The organism is Streptomyces lushanensis, from assembly GCF_001700515.1.
GTDB lineage: Bacteria > Actinomycetota > Actinomycetes > Streptomycetales > Streptomycetaceae > Streptomyces > Streptomyces lushanensis.
In genome coordinates this window covers 1-18,766 of record NZ_MAUD01000142.1, presented here as the reverse complement: position 1 = coordinate 18,766, position 18,766 = coordinate 1, and the positions used below count along the sequence as shown (strand labels likewise).

Annotated in this window: 17 protein-coding genes; 12 read left to right on the top strand and 5 right to left on the bottom strand. The window is 71.0% G+C overall.

Annotated elements, in window-relative coordinates; translation table 11 throughout:
• Positions 1-4 precede the first annotated feature (4 nt).
• From BFF77_RS13320 to BFF77_RS13265, 12 genes are all read left to right on the top strand, one after another.
• Positions 5-1,042 carry an LLM class flavin-dependent oxidoreductase gene (locus BFF77_RS13320; protein ID WP_141698430.1) on the top strand — a complete coding sequence of 346 codons (1,038 nt, stop codon included), beginning with the start codon at positions 5-7 and terminating at the stop codon, positions 1,040-1,042.
• A gap of 48 nt (positions 1,043-1,090) precedes the next feature.
• Positions 1,091-1,777 carry an HAD family hydrolase gene (locus BFF77_RS13315; RefSeq protein ID WP_066948303.1) on the top strand — a complete coding sequence of 229 codons (687 nt, stop codon included), beginning with the start codon at positions 1,091-1,093 and terminating at the stop codon, positions 1,775-1,777.
• On the top strand, positions 1,777-2,769 hold the full coding sequence (locus BFF77_RS13310) for a PfkB family carbohydrate kinase (protein WP_066948271.1): 993 nt from the start codon (positions 1,777-1,779) through the stop codon (positions 2,767-2,769). Before BFF77_RS13315 ends, BFF77_RS13310 begins: the two co-directional genes overlap by 1 nt.
• A gap of 232 nt (positions 2,770-3,001) precedes the next feature.
• Positions 3,002-3,913, top strand: coding sequence for an ABC transporter substrate-binding protein (locus tag BFF77_RS13305; RefSeq protein WP_066948268.1), 912 nt, complete (start codon positions 3,002-3,004; stop codon positions 3,911-3,913).
• A 31-nt stretch (positions 3,914-3,944) separates the two neighbouring features.
• On the top strand, positions 3,945-4,994 hold the full coding sequence (locus BFF77_RS13300) for a beta-ribofuranosylaminobenzene 5'-phosphate synthase family protein (RefSeq protein ID WP_066948266.1): 1,050 nt from the start codon (positions 3,945-3,947) through the stop codon (positions 4,992-4,994).
• Positions 4,995-5,126: 132 nt separating this feature from the next.
• Positions 5,127-6,149 (top strand): phosphoribosylaminoimidazolesuccinocarboxamide synthase, encoded by a 1,023-nt coding sequence (locus tag BFF77_RS13295; protein WP_066948263.1) that lies wholly within the window; start codon positions 5,127-5,129, stop codon positions 6,147-6,149.
• Positions 6,140-7,573, top strand: a complete 1,434-nt coding sequence (locus tag BFF77_RS13290; RefSeq protein WP_066948260.1) for an adenylosuccinate synthase — start codon at positions 6,140-6,142, stop codon at positions 7,571-7,573. Before BFF77_RS13295 ends, BFF77_RS13290 begins: the two co-directional genes overlap by 10 nt.
• The gene (locus tag BFF77_RS13285) at positions 7,560-9,716 is read left to right on the top strand and encodes an anthranilate synthase component I (protein WP_066948257.1); all 2,157 of its coding nucleotides are present in this window, start codon (positions 7,560-7,562) and stop codon (positions 9,714-9,716) included. Before BFF77_RS13290 ends, BFF77_RS13285 begins: the two co-directional genes overlap by 14 nt.
• On the top strand, positions 9,697-11,085 hold the full coding sequence (locus BFF77_RS13280; protein WP_066948254.1) for a metal-dependent hydrolase family protein: 1,389 nt from the start codon (positions 9,697-9,699) through the stop codon (positions 11,083-11,085). Before BFF77_RS13285 ends, BFF77_RS13280 begins: the two co-directional genes overlap by 20 nt.
• Complete coding sequence (locus tag BFF77_RS13275; RefSeq protein ID WP_066948251.1) at positions 11,082-12,176, top strand: LLM class flavin-dependent oxidoreductase; 1,095 nt, start codon at positions 11,082-11,084, stop codon at positions 12,174-12,176. Before BFF77_RS13280 ends, BFF77_RS13275 begins: the two co-directional genes overlap by 4 nt.
• Positions 12,176-12,916: an acetoacetate decarboxylase family protein gene (locus BFF77_RS13270; RefSeq protein WP_066948248.1), complete on the top strand. Its 741-nt coding sequence runs from the start codon at positions 12,176-12,178 to the stop codon at positions 12,914-12,916. Before BFF77_RS13275 ends, BFF77_RS13270 begins: the two co-directional genes overlap by 1 nt.
• Positions 12,876-14,222 carry a CaiB/BaiF CoA transferase family protein gene (locus BFF77_RS13265; protein ID WP_342671232.1) on the top strand — a complete coding sequence of 449 codons (1,347 nt, stop codon included), beginning with the start codon at positions 12,876-12,878 and terminating at the stop codon, positions 14,220-14,222. Before BFF77_RS13270 ends, BFF77_RS13265 begins: the two co-directional genes overlap by 41 nt.
• Positions 14,223-14,314: 92 nt before the next feature.
• On the opposite strand, the gene BFF77_RS13260 is transcribed toward BFF77_RS13265, so the two are convergent.
• The 5 genes from BFF77_RS13260 to BFF77_RS13240 all read right to left on the bottom strand — a co-directional run bounded on the left by BFF77_RS13260 (position 14,315) and on the right by BFF77_RS13240 (position 18,637).
• A complete protein-coding gene (locus tag BFF77_RS13260; RefSeq protein WP_066948241.1) occupies positions 14,315-14,872 on the bottom strand; it encodes a TIGR03086 family metal-binding protein in 558 nt (185 codons plus the stop codon).
• Between the two features lie 110 nt (positions 14,873-14,982).
• On the bottom strand, positions 14,983-15,549 hold the full coding sequence (locus tag BFF77_RS13255) for a hypothetical protein (RefSeq protein WP_169922661.1): 567 nt from the start codon (positions 15,547-15,549) through the stop codon (positions 14,983-14,985).
• 37 nt (positions 15,550-15,586) lie between these two features.
• The gene (locus tag BFF77_RS13250; protein WP_066948235.1) at positions 15,587-16,141 is read right to left on the bottom strand and encodes an NUDIX hydrolase; all 555 of its coding nucleotides are present in this window, start codon (positions 16,139-16,141) and stop codon (positions 15,587-15,589) included.
• Between the two features lie 138 nt (positions 16,142-16,279).
• A complete protein-coding gene (locus tag BFF77_RS13245; protein WP_211280219.1) occupies positions 16,280-17,482 on the bottom strand; it encodes an acyl-CoA dehydrogenase family protein in 1,203 nt (400 codons plus the stop codon).
• Positions 17,483-17,512: 30 nt separating this feature from the next.
• The gene (locus BFF77_RS13240; protein WP_066948232.1) at positions 17,513-18,637 is read right to left on the bottom strand and encodes an acyl-CoA dehydrogenase family protein; all 1,125 of its coding nucleotides are present in this window, start codon (positions 18,635-18,637) and stop codon (positions 17,513-17,515) included.
• Positions 18,638-18,766 lie beyond the last annotated feature (129 nt).

Genomic DNA, 18,766 nt, shown 5'->3' with positions numbered 1-18,766 from the left:
CGGGATGGCGACGGGCGGGCGACGGCTCCAGTTCGGTGTGCTCCAGTTCTTCTCCAACTCCGGCCGCAAGGTGCCGCTGCCGACCGTCTACAGCCGCGCGCTGGACCGGATCGACGTCATGGAGCGGTCCGGGGTCTACGAGGCGGTGTGGCTGGCCGAACACCACTTCACGACGTACTCGGTGTCGCCCTCGGTGAGCATGATGGGAGCGCTGGTGGCCGCCAGAACCGAGCGGCTGCGCATCGGTACCGCCGTGTCGCTGGCCGCGATGTACCACCCGCTGCGCCTCGCCGAGGAGATCGCGCTGCTGGACGTGGTGTCCGGCGGACGGGTCAACTGGGGCGCGGGGCGCGGCAACGACCCGGGTGAGTTCAAGGTCTTCGGGCTCGATCTGGACCGCAGCTACGCGCTGTTCCGGGAGAACGTGGACATCGTGCTGCGGGCGTGGCGGGACGAACGCCTCACCTATCACGGTGACTTCCACACGTTCGAAGGCATCGAGGTGCTGCCGAAGCCGCTCCAGCAGCCGCATCCGCCCGTCTGGCTGGCCGCCTCCTCGCCCGACGCCATCGCCTGGGCGGCGTCGGCCGGGTACTCGATCCTCATGGACCCCCACTCCTCGCACACCGACATCGGCACCAAGTACGCGGCCTATCTGAAGGGGCTGACGGCCGCCGGTCATCCGGCCGGGGACCGGGTCATCCCGATGGCGCGGCTGATCGCCGTGGCGCCCACCGACGAGGAGGCCCGCCGGATCGCCGTGCGGGGCGCCGAGTGGACCGTCGCCTCGATGAGCGACCCGTCCCGGCGCAGGTACTCCAAGGGCATCCGCCCGGCGGCGCCGGACCAGGCGGAGCGCGACCGGCGCTCGCGGGTCGAGCGGTATGTCGACGACGTCATCATCCACGGCGGTCCGGACCGGGTGGCGGAGCAGATCCGGTCGCTGCGGGCGGACATCGGCCTGCACTACCTGTTGTGCGCCCCGCTGAGCCACAGTTCCTTCATGCTGCTCACCGAAGAGGTGATCCCCAAGCTCGTGTAGGTGAGGCAGTCTAGGAGCACTGAACCGGCTGGGTTGGAGGTCCCTCTGATGAAGAGTCAGTGTCTGCTCGTCGACGGCGACGACACACTGTGGGAGAACAACATCTACTTCGAGCGGGCGATCGAGGAATTCCTCGACCTGATCATCCACGACTCGTTCACGCGGACGGAGTTACGGAGTGTTCTCGACGAGATCGAGACCGCCAACTGTGAGCTGTACGGCTACGGGGCCGTGAGCTTCGTCCGCAGCCTGCACGACTGCTACCGGCGTGTGCACGGGAGAGAGGCGTCCGAGGAACACGGCCGGGTCCTCACCGCGCTCGGCGACCGTATCCTGCGGCAGGCCCCGGTCATCATCCCCGGCGTCCAGGAGACCCTGACGTATCTGCGGCCCAGGCACCGGCTGATCCTGCTGACCAAGGGCGACTTCGACGAGCAGTCGGCGAAGGTGGAGGCGTCCGGTCTGCGAGGGCTGTTCGAGGACGTCGTCATCGTGTCCGAGAAGACCACCGAGACGTACACCACCGTGGTGGAAGAGGCGAAGGCGGACGCCGAGCGGACCTGGATGATCGGCAACTCGCCGAAGTCCGACATCATCCCCGCTCTGACCGCCGGGCTGCGCGCCGTGCATGTGCCTCATCCCGACACCTGGGTGCTGGAGCAGCGGCCGGTCCCGGTGGAGCACGAGCGGCTGCTGTCGCTGGACCGTTTCGCGGATCTCGTGGAGCACTTCTGATGCCGCGCCCCCACCTCGTGGCGGTCGGCGACACACTCGCCGACATAGTGGTCGCGGTGAGTCCGCGGGTGTGCGAGCGACTGGGGGTGGGCCCGGGGTCGGCGGCGTTCGTCGGTCTCGCGGAGCTCGACGCGACGGTGTCCGAACTGACGGGAGCCGGCGAAACGGCCGTCCTCTCGGCGGGCGGCAGCGCCGCGAACACCTGCGCCGCGTTCGCGGCCGACGGAGGGCGGGCGACGCTCCTGACCGCCTCGGTGGACGACGGGCGCGGCCGGGCGGTGAGGGACGATCTCTCGGCCCGCGGTGTCGCCGTACCGCTGGAGCCGGCCCCCACGGGCGCGACAGGACGGTGCCTGGTGCTCCTGCTGCCGGACGGCGACCGGGCCTTCCTGCTCTGGCAGGGCGAGCCGTGGCGGCTGCGGATGCTGCACGACGGGATGGAGGCGGCCTTCGCCGGCGGGCTGCGCTGTGACGGTCTGCTGGTGGAGGGGTACCTGCTGGCGACCGAGGACGGGCTGGAGGTGGGCAGTGCGGCCGTGCGCCGGGCCACCGCGCTGGGCGCCTCCCCCGTCCTGTCCCTCTCGGACAGCGCGCTGGTCGCCGCGCGGCGGCGGCGTTTCGAGAGGCTGCTGGCGGACGGCGTGGGCACGGTCATCGGCAATGAGGCGGAGGTGACGGCCTTCACCGGTGCGGCGGACGCGGAGGAGGCGGCGGCCGGGCTGGCGCGGTCGGGGGTGCTCGCCGTCGTCACGCTGGGCAGCCGCGGCGCGCTGGTCCACGGCCCCGCCGGGCGGCACACCGTCGCCGGGAGCGGCGCGCCGGTGGCCAGCGCGCTGGGCGCCGGCGACGCGTTCGCCGCCGGCTTTCTGACCGGCCTGCTGTCGGGCCTGCCGGATCCCGAGTGCCTGGCGCTCGGCAGCGCGAAGGCGCGCGCGGTACTGAACGTACGGCAGGCACGTGCCCCGGTAGGACAGCCCGTGGGAGGCACTTGACCCATTCTCGCGGCAATGTGATCGCATGAATTGATGTCCGGCCGAACGGCTGCGGACACGATTCACCATGACTGTTTTTCTTCATCCCCTTTTCTTTGCGTCTCTTTTCGCCATGCCTTTTTGCACGGGAAATTCTTTCCTGCCCGATGAAGCACGTGGTCTTGCTCACGGCGTAATGCTCTGATATTCCTGACCAGGCGAACATGAACTTCTCAGAAAAGGGGAGCGCGACATGACGATTACCGTTCGCACCGAAGGAATCGGCCCCTCCGCAGTTTTCGCCCTACCCTGGCTCGCCGCCGACGAACTCGGCTACTTCGCCGAAGAGGGAATCGCGGTCGAGTTCGTACGGAACCGGGCCGAGCAGGTACTGACGGAGCCGGTCGCCGATCATGAACTCGTCGACTCCGTCCGCAACCACGTGCCCTTCGAGGAGGGGCAGGTCGATCTGTACCGCGCCTGCGAGTGGGGCCAGATCCGGCGGGCGCACGACAGTCGCCGGGGAGCGAAGATCATCGGCAAGCGGTCGTCGGTCGCCGTCATGGCGCTGCTGGCGGCGCCCGGCTCGGAGTACACCCATCCGCAGACGCTGGCCAACGCGCCGGTCGCGGTGAGCTTCCACAACGGCAACCACTACAGCGCCATCCAGATGCTGGAGGGGTTCCTGGAGCAGGACGAGATCAAGGCCGTCGGCTACCACACCATCGACGGCTACCGCGCCGTGCTGGCGGGCGAGGCGGCGGTGGTGGCGCTGGCCGAGCCATGGATCACCCTGGCGGAGAAGCAGGGGTTCCAGAAGGTCATCGAGACGCACTACGCCGGCCTGGAACTCGCCGCGCCTGATTTCGACCCCGAGGTGTACGCGGCCTGCAACAGGGCCATCAGCCGGGCCGTCACCGCCATCAACGCCGACAAGCGGTCGTATTTGCACTATCTGATCGATTCACTGCCGGCGGAGTTCGACGGCGTGATCACGCCGGACGATTTCCATCTGCCGCGTCTGCGTTATGTCCGGCCGGAGCCCTATACCCGTCTGGAGTTCGAGAAGGCGTATTCCTGGATGCGGCAGTGGGGGCTGATCGAACCGGGCTCCCGTTATGAGGACCTGGTGGTCGAGACCTCCGGTCTTGACGCCGCCCGCTAGCCGACCGACCGGAGCGGACGAGGGAGAGCACATGGCTGAGTCCATTTCAAAGGAATGGGGCGTCCGCATACGCACGGGATGCCGCGTCAGTTACACCCTGATCGACCTCAACGGTGAGTCCGGCCGCCGCAACGGCATGGCGTCCATGGCGCTGCGCTCACCGGGCCTGGAGGCCGTGGTCCTGCCGTCCGACGTGAACAAGGTCGAGGCGGACGAGAACGGGTCGGCCCATGTCGCCGCCGTCACGGGGCTCCTGGAACGCCTTCAGGAGGCGTGGCAGGGGCCGCCCGCCCGTGTCGTCATCCGCAAGGGCCTGCCGCCCCACACCGGGTTCGGCTCCGGCACCACCACCGCCGTCGCGATCGGCCGTGCGTACGCGCAGTTCGCCGACCGGTCCGTCGCGGTGGCGGACATCGCCAGAGCGGCGGGACGAGCCGGTACCTCGGGCGCCAGCCCCAATCTGATCGAGCGCGGCGGCTTCCTGGTCGACGGCGGGCATCTCAACCCCGACGACTTCGGCGAGGACCCCAAGCGCTATCTGGTCCCCACCAGGTACGCGGGCGGCGGCAAGCGGCCCCCGGTGCTGATCTCGGCGCCGTTCCCGTCGTGGCCGGTCCTGGTGATCATCCCCAACGGCAACCAGATGCACGGCGAGGTGGAACGCCAGTTCTTCGCCAGGACCCTCCCGATCCCGGCCGAGGAGGCCCGGCGGACCGCGCACGCCGTGCTGATGAATCTGGCGACGGCGGTGCTGGAGTCCGACTACACGGCCTTCTGCCGGGCCGTGAACTTCCTGACCTACGAGAGCTACTTCAAGCGGAAGCAGATCGACATGCAGTCCGCGCAGGTGAAGTTCCTCCTGGAAGAGGCCAGGCGCGGACCGGAGATCGACGCCATCGCGATGAGTTCCGAGGGCCCGATGTGCTACGCGTTCACCCGCCGTCCGCAGGACGCCGTGCGGCGGCTCACGGAGCTGCGCGGGGAGGGCGTGGTGCGCGAGTTCTGGTTCAGCGGTGCCCGCAATGTCCCGGCCTCCGTCGACTGGATCCCGGCCCTTGAGGACCAGACCCTCGTGGACTGATCCGAGCCGGCCCGAGCCCGGTCCCCGCCAGATCCGAGCCCGATCCCGGTCCGGTCCGAGAGCCGGTCCAAGAGCCCGGTCCCAGCCCGACCCGAGCCTGATCCGAGCCGTCCGTCAGCAGAGGAGAGAACGTTGCCGAAGAGGTTCTCGACAAAGGATCTGGTCGCCCGGGAGGAACCGGCCGACACCCGCAGCGGCGTCGGCCGCTTCACGTTCACCGACGACTACTCCGTCTTCCATTTCGGGAAGATGCCCGATCGGATTCCCGACAAGGGCCAGGCGTGCTGCCGGATCGCCGCGTTCAACTTCGGCCTGCTGGCGGACGCCGGTGTCCGCACCCACTTCCGCGGCTTCGAGCCGCCCGACCGCATGGAGTTCACCCTCCTGCGGGTGCTGGATCCGCGGAAGCGGGCGCTGGGGCCGGACGACGTCAACCATCTCGTCCCGCTCCAGGTCATCTTCCGCAACACCATCCCCGAGGGCTCCTCCGTACTGCGCCGTCTGCGGCTGGGCCGGCTGACCCCCGCCGACATCGGTCTGACCGAGCCGCCGCGCGCGGGGACCGTACTGGCGCGCCCGGTCGTCGAGTACACCACCAAGCTGGAGGAGATCGACCGCTTCATCGGCCGGGCCGAGGCCGCCGCGATCGGCGGACTGGACGAGGGGCAGCAGAGCGAACTGGAGGAACGCGCCAGGGAGATCGACGACATCGTCACCGTCCACGCGAGCGGCCTCGGTCTGCTGCACGCCGACGGGAAGGTGGAGTTCGGGCGTGACGACCGGGGCCGGCTGATCCTGGTGGACCACGCGGGCACTCCGGACGAGGCCCGTCTGCTGCTGAACGGCGCGCATGTGGGCAAACAGGTGCTGCGCGACCACTACACGGCCACCGGTCTCCAGGCACGGGTCGAGGAATGGGTACGGGAGGGCCGGCCCCGGTCCACCTGGCCCGCGCCGGATCCGCTGCCGCGCGAAGTGGTGGAACTGGTGGCCGAGATGTACCGCTCACTGTGCGAGGCGTGGACCGGCCGGAAGGTGTGGGGAGCGCGGGATCTGGACCAGGTGCTCGACCGGCTGGCCGACGTCGTCCCGACCGGACGGCGGCAGGACGGAGCCGGGAGCCCGGCGTTACGGACCGGTGTGTCATGGACCTGATCATCGTCGGCTGTCAGGCCGGAGACGAGGGCAAGGGCAAGTTCACCGACATCGCCTGCGAGGGCGCGGACGCCGTCGTCCGTTACCAGGCCGGACCCAACACCGGACACACGGTGGTGGCGGACGGCCGGGACCACCGCTTCATCCAGGTGCCCGCCGGAGTGCTGCGCGGCATCACCGGGGTCCTCGGCAACGGATGCGTGATCGATCCGCTCGCCCTGCTGACGGAACTCGGAGAACTGCGCGCCGCCGGTTTCGACCCCTCGCTGCGTATCAGCGAGTCGGCGCACGTGATCTTCCCGTACCACGTCGAACAGGACGCGGCGGAGGAGGAGTGGCGCGGCAGCGAGGTCGCCACCTCCGCGGCGAACGGCTTCGTGCACGGCACCGGCCGCCTGGGCACGACCCATCGCGGGGTCGGGCCCTGCCGGGAGGACAAGTCGGCGCGGATCGGCCTGCGGATGATCGACCTGCTCGACGAACACCTGCTGCACACGCGTCTGTCGCGTCTGGTGCCGCTCAAACGGGCGCTGCTCCAGCATGTGTTCGGGCGGCCCGCGGACCGCCGGCCGGTCGCCGACGAGGTCGCGCACCTGGTCAAGGAGTACAACGCGGCGGGGCGGGAGCTGGAACCGTATCTGTGCGACGTGTCGCGCTGGCTGCGCCGGGCCCGCGCCGAGGGACGCCGGCTGGTCTACGAGGGCGCGCAGAGCTTCGGCCTGGACCTGGAGCACGGCACCTATCCGTATGTCACCAGCGGATACAGCGCCGCGGGCGGGGTGACGGTGGGCACCGGCACCTCGCCGGCCCAGGAGTTCGGTGTGCTGGGCGTGATCAAGTCGTACATGGTGCAGGTCGGCGGCGGCCCGCTGGTCGGCGAACTCGGCGGCGCCACGGCCGACCATCTCGTCACCAGGGGCCGTGAGTGGGGTACGGTCACCGGCCGCCGGCGGCGGGTGGGATGGTTCGACGTCCCCATGGTCAGGCGCGCCATCGAGACCGACGGCATCAGGGAGCTGTGCCTGACCAACATCGATGTGCTGGCCGGTCTCGACGAGGTCGGGCTGATCACCGGATACCGGTCGGGGGACAAGGAACTGGACCTCTATCCGGCGAAGCGGGCGGACGCCGCCGCGGTCACCCCCGTACTGCGCCGCACGGCCGGCTGGCCGGACCAGGACTGGGGCACGGTGGCGCGCCGCGGCCCCGCCGGGCTGCCGGACACGGCCCGCCGCTATGTCGACCTGCTGTCGTCCCTGCTGGACGCCGAGATCGTCGCGGTGAGCGTCGGACCGCAGCGCGAGGACACGATCCATCTGTCCACGACCTCGCTCCTGTCCCGGACACCGGCCCCGGCGCCCGGCGGTGCCGTGCGGGATCCCCTCGACGGCCGCTGTCCGGAGGGCGACGATGTCCACGGATGAGTTCATGACCGCGGGCGGTCTGACGGTGGAACGGGAGCGCCACGCGGTCGACCCGGCGGCGCTGGACGAGATCGCCGCCGCGCTCGACGAGCGGCGCGGGATGGTGCTGGCCTCCGACACCGAATACCCCGGCCGGTACACCCCGTGGCGGATCGGTTTCGTCGATCCGCCGCTGTGTCTCACCGCGCGCGGCCGGGAGGTCTCGCTGACGGCCCTCAACGACCGTGGCCGGCTTCTGCTGTCCGTCCTCGGCCCCGCGCTGCGGCAGGCGGACGATATGGCCGAGGTGCGCGAGGACGGCACGGAACTGACGGCCGTCGTCAGGACGGCGGCGGAGTGCCTGACCGAGGAGGGCCGCAGCCGCCGGCCGTCCGCCTTTTCGGTGCTGCGCGTCGTCTGTGCGGTCCTGCACTCCTCCGAGGACGAGTACCTCGGGCTGCACGGCGCGTTCGGCTACGACCTGGCCTTCCAGTTCGAGCCCGCCCGGCTCCGCCTGGAGCGCCCCGCCGACCAGCGCGATCTGGTGCTGTACCTGCCGGACGAGCTGGTCGTCGTGGACCCGCGCAGAGGTGTCGCCGAGCGCCGCAGGTACGAGTTCCGCTGTGACGGGGGCAGCACACGCGGTCTGCGGCGCGAGGGACCGGTCACCCCGTGGACACCCGGTGCGCCCGGCGCGGGCCGCGGTCTGCCGCCGGGCCGGTACGCGGATCTCGTCCGCGAGGCGCGCCACGCGTTCCAGCGCGGCGACCTGTTCGAGGTGGTGCTGAGCCAGACGTTCTCCCAGGGCACCGACCAGCGGCCCGCGGAACTGTTCCGGCGGCTGCGTGAGGCGAATCCGTCGCCCTACGGGTTCCTGGTCAGCCTCGGGGACGGCGAGCACCTGGTGGGGGCGTCGCCCGAGATGTATGTACGGGTCACCGGGCGCCGGCTGGAGACCTGCCCGCTCAGCGGGACGGTTCCGCGCGGTGACGACGCGGTCGGTGACGCCGACCAGATCCTCACCCTGCTCAACTCCGCGAAGGACGAGTCCGAGCTGACCATGTGCACGGACGTCGACCGCAACGACAAGGCGCGGATCTGCGAACCGGGGAGCGTCCAGGTGATCGGCCGGCGTCAGATCGAGCTGTACTCACGGCTCATCCACACCGCGGACCATGTCACGGGCGTACTGCGCAAGGAGTACGACGGGCTGGACGCCCTGCTCGCCCACACCTGGGCCGTCACGGTCACCGGCGCCCCCAAGGCGTGGGCGACACAGTACATAGAGGACCACGAGCCGTCGGTACGGCGCTGGTACGGCGGAGCGGTGGGCCATGTCGCGTTCAACGGCGACGTCAACACCGGGCTGGCCATCCGCATGGCGTGGGTGAAGTCCGGGCGCGCCGAGGTCAGGGTGGGTGCCACCCTCCTCTTCGACTCCGTTCCCGAGCAGGAGGAGCGGGAGACGGAGCTGAAGGCGTCCGCCCTGCTGAGTGTGCTGCGGCGGGACGAACCCGGCCTCGCCGGGCGCGCGGACACCGGCGCGGCTCCCCCGGGACGCGCCGCCGGACCCCGGCCGCTGCCCCGGCGGCTGGTGCTCGCGGACCACCAGGACTCCTTCGTGCACACCCTGGCCGACTACTTCCGTCAGGCCGGCGCGGACGTCCGTACGCTGCGCGCGCCGTTCGGCGGACACGTGCTGGCGGACGAGCGGCCGGATCTGCTGGTCCTGTCACCTGGACCGGGCCGGCCCGCCGACTTCGGCATGTCGGGAACGCTCGGCGCGGCGCTGGGGCTGGGGATCCCGGTCTTCGGGGTGTGCCTGGGACTCCAGGCGGTCGTCGAGTACTTCGGCGGCACGCTCTCCCTGCTGCCCCAGCCGGTGCACGGCAAGACCTCCTGGATCAATGTCACGGGCGGCAGGCTGCTCGCCGGGCTGCCGAAACGGTTCGCCGCCGGGCGGTACCACTCGATCTTCGCGGCGCAGGTGCCCGAATGTCTGGAGGTCACCGCCATCACGGACGAGGGAGTGGTCATGGCGGTGGAGCACCGGAGTCTGCCGGTCGCCGCCGTCCAGTTCCACCCGGAGTCGATCCTGACCCTGCGCGGCGGGGTCGGACACGGGATAGTCGAGGCGGTGCTGCGTGGTCTTCCCACGAACTGACGGCGTTGCGGCGCGGGGCGCCGCGCGGCACCCCGCGGCGGTCCTGCTCCGCCCCGGCGAGCCGGGGCCCGACCGGTATCTGATCACCGCCGACCGGGTCTGGGACGGTCTCGCGCCCGAACCGGTCAGGGACGGCTTCCTGCTGGTGGAGGGGGCACGGATCGGCGCGCTGGGCCGGCGGGCGGACCTCGGCGGCGGCTGGGACACCGTGCCGCGCCTGGATCTGCCCGGGGCGACCGTGCTCCCGGGGCTGATCGACTGCCATGTGCACATGGCGCTGTCCGGCTCGGCCACACCGGTGCGCGATTTCAAGCGGGAGGCACGCGCCGGGGCGGCGGCACTGGCCGTACGGGCCGTGCAGAACCTGCGCCTCGCGGCGGAGGCGGGCGTCACGACGGTGCGCGATCTCGGAACGCCGAACGAGGTGGCCTTCCCGTTGCGCGCCGCCGTGGCCGAGGGACGGATCCCGGGGCCGCGGGTGCTGACGAGCGGTCAGCCGATCACGGTCACGGGCGGCCACTGCCACTGGTTCAGCCATCAGTGCGACTCGCCCGCCGAGATCCGGGTCGCCGTCAGACGCCAGGTGCGGGACGGCGCCGACTGGATCAAGCTGATGCTCAGCGGCGGCAATCTGACACCCCGGACCAATCCCGGCAGGCCCCAGTACAGCGAGGAGGAGGTACGGGCCTGTACCGAGGAGAGCGAGCGGCTCGGCGTGCCGGTCTCGGCGCACGCCTACGATCCGGACAGCATCCGGCGGGCGGTCGACGCGGGGGTGCGCACCATCGAGCACTGCCTGTTCGAGACGGCGGACGGGATCGCCTACGACCCCACGACCGCGATTCTGATGGCCGCCCGCGGTATCGCGTTCGTGCCCACGATCAGCGGTGCCTTCCTGCGGATGGGGACCGCCGGGCCCGAAGGGCGGGATCCGGTCGCCCCGCGCTTCCGCGAACGGCGGACACAGATCCGCGAGGTCTTCCGGCGCATGGTCGCGGCCGGGGTGCCGATGGTCGCGGGATCGGACGCGGGCGTGCCGCAACGCGCGTTCGACGGTTTTCCGGCGGATCTCGCCGCCCTCGTCGGCGCGGACGGCATGGGACTCACCTGCCGCGAGGCACTGGTGTCCGCGACCTCCGCGGCGGCGGAGCGGCTCGGGGTGGACGACACGGGCGTACTGGCGCCGGGGAGGCGCGCGGACGTTCTGGCGGTGGACGGCGATCCGCTGAGCGACATCGGCGCCGTCGTCCGGCCGCGGCTGGTCCTGACCGCCGGCCGTCCGGTGCGCGGGCCCGAAGGCGCGCCCCCGCCCGCGGCGGACGGTGCGAGGGACGGACGACGGACAGAGTCTGACGGGAGCGGGACATGAAATTCGGCATCTTCTTCGAGCTTTCGGTACCGCAGCCACTGTCACGCAGCGACGAGGCCCAGGCGTACGGGGACGCCCTCGAACAGAGCAGGCTCGCGGACGAACTCGGTTTCACCACGGCCTGGGCGGTGGAGCACCACTTCCTCCAGGAGTACTCCCACTGCTCGGCCCCGGAGATCTTCCTGACCGCCGTCGCGATGTCGACCAGCCGCCTCCGCGTCGGCCACGGCGGTGTGGTCTGCGTACCCCAGATCAACCATCCGATCCGGGTGGCGGAGCGTGCCGCCGCGCTCGACATCCTCTCGGGCGGACGGCTGGACATGGGCACCGCGCGCGCGTCGACCATCACGGAACTCGGCGGTTTCGGCGCCGATCCGGACACCACCAAGATGTCCTGGGACGAGTATGTACACGTGCTGCCCCGGCTGTGGACCGAGGAGCGGGTGCGTTACGAGGGCACCACCTTCTCCTTCCCGGAGCGGCCCGTCCTGCCCAAGCCCGCCCAGGACCCGCATCCGCCGCTGTGGGTCACGGTGACCTCTCCGGGCACCGAGCGGGACGCGGCCGACCGCGGGATCGGCTGTCTGGGCGTGGCCGCGGCGAGCTTCAAGGAGCAGGAGCGGCGCACGGCCGACTACCGCAAGCGGATCCAGCAGTGCGACCCCGTCGGCAAGGCGGTCAACGACCAGGTCGCCACCATGAACTATCTGTTCTGCCACGAGGACGACGCGGTCGCGACGCGCGTGGGCGGCGCGATGTTCACCGCGTTCGGCATGCTGAACAGCAATCTGCTGTGGGCCAGGGAGGTCTATCCGACTCCGGCCTACCAGTCCCTCGGCAATCTCGCGGCGGGCGGCGTCGCGCGGATCCGCGACGACGACCCGAGCCGGCAGCGCCCGGTGCCCGAGGGTGTCGCGATCGGCGATCCGGAGCGGATCGTCAAGGCCATCAAGGTGTGGGAGTCGGTGGGCGTGGACGCGATCAACTTCCTTCTGAACACGGCGAATCTGGTTCCCCAGGAGCAAGTCCTCGACAGCATGCGGCTGTTCGCCGCAGAGGTCATGCCGCACTTCGCGGAAGGCGGACGCTGATGCTCAGCGGTACCGCGGACCCGCGGATCATGGCCGCCGACGCCCCGTTCGTCACCACTCCCGCGACCGAGCCCCTGGTGTGCCGGGGCGCCGAGGTGCTCCAGGCGGTGTACGAGGTGCGGGGTGATGCGCGGCAGGCCGTCCTTCCGCCCGCCCTGCATCCGGTGAATCCGCCGGCGATCACGGTGACGGTCATCAAGGCAGAGGAGAGCGATGTCGGACCGTTCACCCTGGCGGAGACCCGGATCATCTGCCGCAGCGGCCCGCGCAGCCGGGGCCTGCACGTGTCGTGCTTCGTACAGGGCGACGAGGCCGCGCGTCTGCTCGCCGAACGGTGGGCGTACCGGGTACGCCCGGCCGAGGTGGAGCTGCGCCGCCGCTACCACGGCTCGACGGCGGTGGTCCGCTGCGGTGAACTCCGGCCCCTCGCACTGGATCTCCTCGATCCCCGTCCGCTCTCGCCCGCCGATCTGCGGTTCACCGACGCCCTCCAGCTCGCCCGGACCCCGGCCGGCATCAGGCTGCTCCAGGTCGAGCGCGCCTACGAGGTGCATGAGGCCGGCCGCGGCCGGCCGTCGCTGACCGCGTTCGACGCCGCCGCCTGGGGCGAGCCCCGGCTGCACCCCTCACATCCGATCTCCGCGCTGTGGGCGACCGCCGATCTGACGATACGGCCGGTCCGCTATCTGTGCCGCGCCGATGTCGGCGCCCTGGAAGGGACTGAACGAATTGGCCAGTGACGACAGGACGTCGCCCCGCGGCGCCTCCGCCCATCTCCATGGTCATGAGCACGCCTCCCCCATGCGGCCCGGTGTCTCGGGGCCGCTGCGGGGGATTCGCGTGACCGACCTCACCCGGGCCGTCTCCGGGCCCTTCTGCACCATGATGCTCGCCGATCTGGGCGCCGAGGTGATCAAGGTCGAGCCGCCCGTCGGCGATCTGCCCCGGTTCAGCGGACCGTTCACGACGGACGACACCGTCCGCGGCTTCGGCGGACTGTTCGGCAGCATCAACCGCAACAAGCTGGGGATCGTGCTCGATCTCACCACCCCCGCCGACCGGGAGAGGCTGCTGAAGCTGATCGACACCTCGGACGTGGTGGTCGAGAACTACCGGTCCGGTGTCATGGAGCGGTGGGGCCTGTCGTACGAGACCCTCCACGAGCGCAACCCGCGGCTGGTCTACGCGTCGATCCGCGGGTTCGGGGATCCGCGCACCGGCCGCAGTCCGTACGTCGACTGGCCCGCCTACGACGTGATCGCGCAGGCGATGGGCGGACTCATCAGTATGACCGGGCCCTCCGAGGCGGAGGCGGTACGGGCGGGACCGACCATCGGCGATCTGTACCCCTCCGCGCTGTCCGCTATCGGTATCCTCGCCGCCGTCCTGCACGCCCGGAACACGGGCGAGGGGCAGATGGTCGACGTGGCGATGGTGGACTCGATCGTGTCGCTGTGCGAGACGGCCGTCTACCGCTACTCCTACACGGGCGTCGTCAGCCGGCCCACCGGCAACAGCCATCCGCAGCTCGTCCCGTTCGACATCTATCCGACGAAGGACGGCAAGTGCGCGATAGCGGCTCCGACCGACAACCACTGGAAGGTGCTCTGCGAGGTGATCGGGCGCCCGGAGCTCGCCGGTGACGAGCGTACGTCCACCAACGGGAGCCGGGTGGCCAACACCGGGCTCGTGCAGCGGGCCGTCGCGCGGTGGACGGCGGAGCGGACGACCGAGGAGATCGCCCGGCAGCTCGGCGGGCGCGTACCGGTGGGACCGGTGAACGACGCCGCCGACCTCTTCGAGGACCCGCATGTACGGGCCCGCGACATGCTGGTCGCCGTCGACCAGCCGGGCGGTGGCCGTCCGGTGGTGGTCCCCAACTGCCCGATCCGCTTCACCGCGACGCCGTCGGGGGTCTACCGGCGAGCGCCGCTGCTCGGGGAGCACACCGAGGAGGTACTGGCCGCGCTGGACGGGGAGGTCCCTCCGGCGGTGGACCCGCCGGAGGGAGACAGTGAGCGGGGTAACCAGAGCCCGCCGTCGTAACGGCCGGCCGGAGCGAGGGGGTTACGGGGACTTCGGGGCCGCGGGTGACGGCTACACGGAACCGGCGGCCGGACCGCGGCGGTGATCCGGGGTCAGGAACGGCGGCCCGTGAGCGCGAGCAGCCGCGTCTGCGGATCGGCGCCCGGCTCGGCCGTGACCTCGGCGAAACCCCACTGGGCGCGGATCCCGGGACGGGCGGTGATGAGGTCCGCGCACTCCTGGACCAGACCGGCCGGCAGCCGTGGATCCCCGCCGGTGGCCTTGCCGATGTCCCAGCCGTGGATCAGGACATCGATGAACCGCTGTCGCGCGTACACCCGGCCGGGCCTGGCGCCGTAGGACAGCGGCCACAGACGCTCCATCGCGTCGTCGGCCGCGAAGGCGCCGGCCGCGGCCGACACCGACGCCTCGTGCGCGGCCACCGGGTCGTCACCGAGCAGATCGCCGTCGAGGTCGGTCCCGACCTCCTCGATGGTCCGGCCGCGCCCCAGCTCGTCCACCCAGAGATTGCCGCTCACCAGGTGGTTGACGAGCTGCCGTACGTTCCACGCCTCGCAGGGGGTCGGGGCCTCCCACTGGTCCGGGCCGACGGCAGCCACGAACCGGTGGGTCGATCGCAGTGCTTCCTCATGCAGCGCACGGATATCCATACTTATATAGTAGGATATTTGGCGCTCTTTTCATCCCCTTCTTCCTCATCCAGCCTTCGTCCGTCCGTTCGTTGTCCGCCGTTGTCCGTCCGCCGTGCGTCCGTCAACTGTCAGGCGGATGCGGCGTGTTGGCCGAGCAGCCGCTCGATCGACCGGTCGTAGGCGGCGGTCCGGGCGAACGCCTTCGCCGCCAGTGCCTGACGCCATGCCGGATCGGTGGCGCCGACCCGGCCCCCGGTCGCGGCCAGCGCGTCCAGCACCGCGCCGTAGTCGGCCGGATCGACGACCGGCAGGACATCGGCGAAGTTCTTGGCGGCGGCCCGCACCATGGCCGGGCCTCCCACATCGACGGATCCCATCGAGGCGCCCGGCTCCCCGTCCGCCTCCAGATCACGGAAGTTGCAGACGAGCACATCGATACGGGGGATGCCGTACTCCTTGACGTCCGCCTCGTCCGCCGCGTGTCCGCGCCGGTACAGCAGCCCGCCGAAGACCGAGGGGTGGAAGGCGCGCACCCGGCCGCCCATCAGCTCCGGGACCCCGGTCAGATCGCCGATGACAACGGCGTCGGTCCCGGCGCGCCCGAGCAGGTCCGCCGTGCCGCGCGTCGCCACCACCGTCGCACCGAGGCCGCGCAGACCGGCGCCCAGCTCCACGATGCCCGTCTTGTCCGTCACTGACAGTACCGCGTACATCCCCGGCCCTCCGGTGTGTTCAGACGAGCAGCTGCGTGACCCGGGACAGGGTGTCCCGGACATTGGCCTCGGCGACCGCCTCCAGCGCCTCGGCGGGCTCCATCCAGCGCAGCGGCGCGTCGGAGCTCTCCGGCCGCGCCGCGTCGGGGTCCCGTGTCGCCAGGACGAACCGCAGATCGGCGTGGTGGTGGGCGGGTTCCCTGGTGTTCGCGGGAACCGGGACGATCGCCACGTGCCGTACCCCGGTGTCCGGCCAGGGCGACAGATCGGTGAGCCCGGTCTCCTCCCGCCCCTCCCGCAGGGCGATGGCGAGCGGGTCGTTCTCACCGTCGTCGGCGTGCCCGCCCACCAGCAGCCAGGACTCGTGGCGCGGGTGCCAGCGCAGCAGCACCCGGCCGCTGTCCGGGTGCACGATCAGCGCGGAGGCCGTGATGTGCACGGGCTCGGACCGCGCCCAGGGGTCGTCGGTCCCCTCCGCGAGGGCGAGCACCTGTGCCACATCGGCGCGCTCCTCCTCGGTTCGGGGACGGTGGCGGGCAAGAAGACCGGTGAGTGTCTGACGGGTCGTAACCATGGAAGGCATCCTATTTGGGGCGGTACCACGGCGGCGCGGTCTTTCCGTGGGCGGCCATGGGTCCCGGTCACAGGGCCCGCTCGCGGACCCGGTGGCGGTCCCGGTCGGCCGTTCGCCGGACCGCTCGTGGTCCCTGAGCTATGACGGGCGGCGGTGTGCGGCACCGGGCTCCTTGGGCAGGCCGAGAAGCCGTTCCGCGACGACGTCCCGGAGGACCTCGGACGTACCGGAACGGATGGTCCCCGCACGCCCCGAGAGAAGCGCCTCCTGCCATCGGTCCGTCGCGTACCCGTCCCCTTCCGGCCGGACCAGGGCCGGCGCGCCCATGATGTCGAGGGCGAGCTCGCCGAAACGGCGGTGGTACTCGGCGCTCAGCAGATGCGTCACGGCGGACTCGGCGCCCGGCCCGGTGCCCGCCGGGGTACGTGCCGCCGCGCGCCGCTCCAGCAGCCGCAGCACGGTGATCCCGGTGTAGGCCCGGGCCAGCCGGTCACGGATCACGGGATCACGCGTGCGGCCCGTCTTGTCGGCCTCCCTGACCAGATCCCAGAACTCCGCCTCGAAGCCGAGGTGGCGGCCCGCCGCCCGGCCGGCCCGCTCGTGGGCCAGACCGGTCATGACCGCCCGCCAGCCGCCGTTCACCCCTCCGACGACATCGCGCAGCGGCGCCCGGGAGAGGTCGAAGCTCAGCTCACCGAAGTCCGCCGTACCGTCCGCCCGCCGCACCACGCGCCGGACGACACCGTTCCCGCCGTCCAGCCGTACGACCACACAGGACAGGCCGCGGTGGCCGGAGGTGTCGGGACCGGTGCGGCACAGTACGAGCGCCCTGTCGGCCCGTTCCGCGCCGTCGACCCATGCCTTGCGGCCGGTGACGACGATCTCGTCCCCCGTCGGCGTGCCGCGCGTACCGACGGACGCCAGGTCGGATCCGTGCCCGGGCTCCGAGTACGCCAGGCAGTAGGTGTGCTCGCCCGAGACGATCCCGGGCAGCAGCCGGGACTTCTGCTCCTCGGTGCCGTGCGCCAGGATCGTCGGACCGACGATCCGCTCACCGGCACCGCGCCGGATCCGGGGCGCTCCCGCGCGGGCACACTCCTCCTCGAACACCAGCGATTCCTCGGCGCTCAGCCCCGAACCGCCGTATCGCGAAGGCCAGTCCGCGCAGATCAGCCGCGCGCCGAGCAGACTGCTCTCCCATGCGGCGGCGGCTTCCGCCGCGCGTGACGGCGGCCCGGTGAGTCCGGCGGGAGCATGGGTCCGAATCCATTCCCTGATGTCCTCGCGGAACAGCTCCGTGGTGGTGCGGGAAGGCGGGTTGTCACCGGGCGCTCGTCCCACTGCTGTTGTCTCCCTCAAGGCGTCGGGAACTCAGATACCGATGCGCTGGGCCAGAAGTTCGCGATGGGCGGTCGCGTCGCCGAAGAGCAGTTCGCTGCTCTTGGCCCGTTTGAAATAGAGATGGGCCGGGTGTTCCCAGGTGTAGCCGATACCGCCGTGGATCTGGATGTTTTCCGCGGCGGCGTGGAAATACGCCTCGGAGCAGTACGACTTGGCCAGACTCGCCATCGCCGGTACCTCGTCGTTGTCCTCCGCGGCGGCCCAGGCCGCATATCCGGCGGCGGCCCCCGCCGACTCCACTTCGAGCAGCAGATCCGCGCATTTGTGCTTGATGGCCTGGAAACTGCCGATGGGCCGGCCGAACTGCACCCGCAGTTTGGCGTACTCCACGGCCATACCGAGCACCTTCCGCGCACCGCCGACCTGTTCGGCCGCGAGCGCGATGGCCGCGAGGTCGAGCATCTTCGCCACGGCCGGCCGGCCCCGCCCCTCGTCGCCGATCAGACGGGCCGGCACCCTGTCGAAGGAGACGGTGGCCAGCTTGCGGGTCTGGTCCAGGGTCGGGACCGGGGTGGCCGTGAGACCGTCCGCGTCGGCCGCCCCGTCGACGGCGAAGACCGAGACGCCGGCCGGGGTCCTGGCGACCACGAGCATCAGATCGGCCACATGCCCGTCCAGCACGTAGTGCTTCTCCCCGGTCAGCCGCCAGCCGCCGGCCGCGGTGCGGGTGCCCTCCAGCGTGACCGCGTCCTCGCTCCACCGTCCCGACCGCTCGGCCAGCGCGACCGTCGCGACGGTCCGCCCGGCGGCGATGCCCGGCAGATGGTCGCCCTTCGCCGTCTCGTCACCGGACGCGAGCAGCAGAGTGGCTGCCAGGGCCACCGACGAGAAATACGGCGCGCACAGCAGCGCGCCGCCCATCTCCTCCAGAACGACGGCCAACTCGACGAAGGAGGCACCGGAACCGCCGTAGCATTCCGGAATGGCCAGCCCCATGAGGCCCAGCTGTTCCGCCATCTGTTTCCAGACCACGGGATCGAATCCCTCGGTACCCTCCATCAGCCGGCGTACCTCGTTCTCCGGTGATTTGTCGGCGAGGAAACGGCGCACCGTCCTGCGTAATTCCTCATTGTTGTCGGTGAAGGGCGCGCTCACGACCACTCCCGTCGGATCGGGCGAACCGGCGAAGCAAGGCGGATACAAAACCATCCGCTTCGGTCGTGCGCGTTGTCAAGCTCACCGGGCGAATTCTCCGGCCGACGGGACGCCCGGTGAGCTTGACAA

Excerpts from the sequence above, each read along its gene's own strand:
- BFF77_RS13290 (WP_066948260.1), top strand. The coding sequence starts at position 6,140 with ATGGACCTGATCATCGTCGGCTGTCAGGCCGGAGACGAGGGCAAGGGC.
- BFF77_RS13260 (WP_066948241.1), bottom strand. The coding sequence starts at position 14,872 with ATGGATATCCGTGCGCTGCATGAGGAAGCACTGCGATCGACCCACCGG.
- BFF77_RS13285 (WP_066948257.1), top strand. The coding sequence starts at position 7,560 with ATGTCCACGGATGAGTTCATGACCGCGGGCGGTCTGACGGTGGAACGG.
- BFF77_RS13305 (WP_066948268.1), top strand. The coding sequence starts at position 3,002 with ATGACGATTACCGTTCGCACCGAAGGAATCGGCCCCTCCGCAGTTTTC.
- BFF77_RS13320 (WP_141698430.1), top strand. The coding sequence starts at position 5 with ATGGCGACGGGCGGGCGACGGCTCCAGTTCGGTGTGCTCCAGTTCTTC.
- BFF77_RS13310 (WP_066948271.1), top strand. The coding sequence starts at position 1,777 with ATGCCGCGCCCCCACCTCGTGGCGGTCGGCGACACACTCGCCGACATA.
- BFF77_RS13270 (WP_066948248.1), top strand. The coding sequence starts at position 12,176 with ATGCTCAGCGGTACCGCGGACCCGCGGATCATGGCCGCCGACGCCCCG.
- BFF77_RS13275 (WP_066948251.1), top strand. The coding sequence starts at position 11,082 with ATGAAATTCGGCATCTTCTTCGAGCTTTCGGTACCGCAGCCACTGTCA.
- BFF77_RS13315 (WP_066948303.1), top strand. The coding sequence starts at position 1,091 with ATGAAGAGTCAGTGTCTGCTCGTCGACGGCGACGACACACTGTGGGAG.
- BFF77_RS13250 (WP_066948235.1), bottom strand. The coding sequence starts at position 16,141 with ATGGTTACGACCCGTCAGACACTCACCGGTCTTCTTGCCCGCCACCGT.
- BFF77_RS13265 (WP_342671232.1), top strand. The coding sequence starts at position 12,876 with ATGTCGGCGCCCTGGAAGGGACTGAACGAATTGGCCAGTGACGACAGG.
- BFF77_RS13300 (WP_066948266.1), top strand. The coding sequence starts at position 3,945 with ATGGCTGAGTCCATTTCAAAGGAATGGGGCGTCCGCATACGCACGGGA.